The organism is Rhodococcus shunpengi, assembly GCF_048381395.1.
Classification (GTDB): Bacteria; Actinomycetota; Actinomycetes; order Mycobacteriales; family Mycobacteriaceae; genus Rhodococcus.
The window spans coordinates 462,859-465,850 of record NZ_JBLWIU010000034.1 but is presented as its reverse complement, the minus strand read 5'-3'; the positions used below and the strand labels follow the sequence as shown (position 1 = coordinate 465,850).

General features: G+C 66.4%; 3 protein-coding genes. 2 read left to right on the top strand and 1 reads right to left on the bottom strand.

Going from position 1 to position 2,992, the window contains the following annotated elements; translation table 11 throughout:
- Window positions 1-42: 42 nt before the first annotated feature.
- Window positions 43-165, bottom strand: coding sequence for a hypothetical protein (locus ACNJ7K_RS22445; RefSeq protein WP_016691628.1), 123 nt, complete (start codon window positions 163-165; stop codon window positions 43-45).
- 426 nt (window positions 166-591) lie between these two features.
- On the opposite strand from ACNJ7K_RS22445, the gene ACNJ7K_RS22440 reads away from it, so the two are divergent.
- Together ACNJ7K_RS22440 and ACNJ7K_RS22435 are read left to right on the top strand one after the other, a co-directional pair.
- The gene (locus tag ACNJ7K_RS22440; protein ID WP_268655630.1) at window positions 592-1,959 is read left to right on the top strand and encodes a hemolysin family protein; all 1,368 of its coding nucleotides are present in this window, start codon (window positions 592-594) and stop codon (window positions 1,957-1,959) included.
- Window positions 1,952-2,965 carry a hemolysin family protein gene (locus ACNJ7K_RS22435; RefSeq protein ID WP_174247044.1) on the top strand — a complete coding sequence of 338 codons (1,014 nt, stop codon included), beginning with the start codon at window positions 1,952-1,954 and terminating at the stop codon, window positions 2,963-2,965. The genes ACNJ7K_RS22440 and ACNJ7K_RS22435 overlap by 8 nt, the downstream gene beginning before the upstream one ends.
- Window positions 2,966-2,992 lie beyond the last annotated feature (27 nt).

The following is a 2,992-nucleotide window of genomic DNA, read 5'->3' as shown; positions in this document are numbered from 1 at the left end:
AGGCCCGCGGGATCAACCCGCGGGCCTTCGAGTCTGCGAGGCTCAGGCCTGGCTGCTGCCGAACGCATCGCCGGCCGCATCAGCGGAACCGGTGAAGAAGTTCAGCACGTCGAACAGGTCGGCGAGGTTACCGAAGAGGTCGACAAGGAACTCGAGTGCAGGCACGGGCTTCTCCCATCAATGGAACGACAACGAAGTTGTGACGACGCGCGTCGACACGCGATCCAATTGTTACCTGCATTCCACGCCAGCGCAGCACATAGATTTGTTATCCAGGCCACAAAAACTCTCTACCAGCGGAAACAGTGAAACATTTGAGAAAATCGGTCAGAAATGTCGTAATCGCTCGGAAATACCCGTGACGGGCAATTCGGTCCATTCGGATGATAATCCGGGACATTACAAGATCGCCTTGTGACCATACCTCCACCCCGGGTGTGGAACTTCCACCGCTGTCCGTTCGTCCTATCCTGTGAATGCACCCGTCCCGACCCGACCCGAGGGAGTCATGAAACCCCCCAAGCGAAAACCTCGAAGACCCGTCCCGCCCAGACGTGACGCTCTGCTCGTCACCCGAGCCCGGTCCCCGAAGTGCTGACCGCCCTCGGAATCGCGGCCGGCATTCTTGTCGTTCTCGCCATCACTGCTCTGACCGGCTACTTCGTCGCGCAGGAATTCGCGTACATGGCCGTCGACCGCTCCCGCCTGAAGGCTCGCGCCGAAGGCGGTGACTCGGCTGCGGCCCGCGCACTGGCGGTCACCCGCCGCACCTCCTTCATGCTTTCGGGCGCCCAGCTCGGCATCACCGTCACCGGTCTGCTCGTCGGTTACGTCGCGGAACCGCTGATCGGTAGCGGTCTCGGCGAACTGTTGGGCGGTGTCGGCATCCCCACCGCCGTGGGTGTCGCCGTCGGCACCGTGCTGGCCGTGCTCTTCTCGACGGTGGTCCAGATGGTTTTCGGTGAACTGGTACCGAAGAATCTCGCCATCGCCCGTCCCGAACCGGTCGCCCGCGGTCTCGCCCTGTCGACGAACGCCTATCTCGCAGTCTTCGGATGGCTGATCAAACTGTTCGACGCGTCGTCGAATCTCCTGCTGCGCGCACTGCGCATCGAGCCGGTACACGACGTCGAGCACTCCGCGACACCGCGCGACCTCGAACACATCGTCGCTGCGTCCCGCGAGACCGGCGAACTTCCGCCGGAATTGTCCACCCTCCTCGACCGGATCCTCGAGTTCCCGACCCGGGCCGCCGAACACGCCATGATCCCGCGGTCGCGGGTCGACGTCGTCGAACTGGACGAGCCGGTCGCCACCATCCTCGACAAGATGAGCGAGGGGCACACCCGATACCCGGTGGTGGGCACCTCGTCCGACGATCTGCGCGGTGTCGTGCACCTGCACGACCTCCTCGGCCTCGACACCCCGACGGGCACGGCCGCGGGGGTCTGCCGCCCGCCCGTGATCGTGCCGGCCACGCTGGCACTGCCGGAGGTGCTCGCCGAACTGGCCCGGGCCGAGGACGAGATGGCACTGGTGATCGACGAGTACGGCGGTTTCGCCGGCGTCGTCACCCTCGAGGACATCGCGGAGGAACTGGTCGGCGAGATCGCCGACGAGCACGATTCCGCGATGGCCGTCGAGGTCATCCGCCCCGAGGGCGACGGCTGGATCGTCCGCGGCGACGCACATATCGACGAGGTGGCCCGCACCCTCGACCACGAACTGCCCGAGGGCGACTACGAGACGCTCGCCGGCTTGGTCATCACCGAGTTCGGCGGCCTCCCCGAGGTGGGTGACACCGTCCGGATCACGCTGGATCCGGATCCCGCCGAACTGCTGAACGAGGACGGCCCGATCCACAGGATCCTGGTGGCCGAGGTACGCGACATCGACAAGCACGTGCCGTCGTCCGTGCGCGTGACCGTTCTGACGGACGAGGTGACCGGCAATGAGTAATCCTGTGGTTGTCGCGGTCGTGACGATCGGCCTGATCGCCGCCAGCGCGTTCTTCGTCGCGGTCGAGTTCGCGCTCATCGCGGCACGACGACACCGACTCGAGGACGCAGCGACGTCGAGCCGCTCCGCGCGGGCCGCCCTGCGCAGCGCGTCCGAACTGTCGGTGCTCCTCGCGGGATCCCAGCTCGGTATCACGGTGTGCACGCTCGCCCTCGGTGCGACGACCAAACCCGCAGTGCACCACTGGCTCACGCCGTTGTTCGAGAACTGGGGCGCGCCGCTGTGGCTCGCGGACGTGGCCGGCTTCGTCCTTGCGCTGATCATCGTGACATTCCTGCACCTCGTCGTCGGCGAGATGGCACCGAAGTCGTGGGCGATCGCCCACCCGGAGAAGTCGGCCACGATGCTGGCGCTGCCCATGCGGGCGTTCATGTGGGTGACCCGGCCGCTGCTCGTCCGGTTGAACCACATGGCGAACTGGTGCCTGCGGAAGGTCGGTGTGGATCCCGTGGATCAGGTCGCCGAAGGTCAGGATCCCGATGCGCTGCGGCATCTGGTCGAGCACTCGGCCACCGTCGGCACGCTCGACGAGCGTTATCACGGGCACCTGAGCAGCGCGCTGGAGCTCGAGACGCTCACGCTCGGCGAGATCGTCACGCCGCAGGCCGAGCCGAGCAGTGTGAAGCCGACCTCGACGGCCCTCGAGATCCGTGAGACAGCTCATCGCACCGGACACCTCCGGTTGCTCGTGCGCGCCAACGGACACGTGGACGGTGTCGTGCACGTGCGCGACAGTCTCCAGGCCGCACCCGGAACCACGGCGACCGAACTGATGCGCCCCGCGCTGACGATCGATGCCGCGACGCCGGTCTACGAGGCGCTGACGACGATGCGGGAGACCAGGAACCACCTGGTCACCGTCACCGAGAACGGACGGATCGTCGGGTTGATCACCCTCTCGGACGTCCTGGCCCGGCTGCTGCCGATGAGCGGCGCCGCGAGCTGACCCACGACGGCGACAGGCCCGTCCCGG

Bases quoted from the DNA above. Each gene is read 5' to 3' on its own strand.
- ACNJ7K_RS22435 (WP_174247044.1), top strand. From the start codon at position 1,952: ATGAGTAATCCTGTGGTTGTCGCGGTCGTGACGATCGGCCTGATCGCC.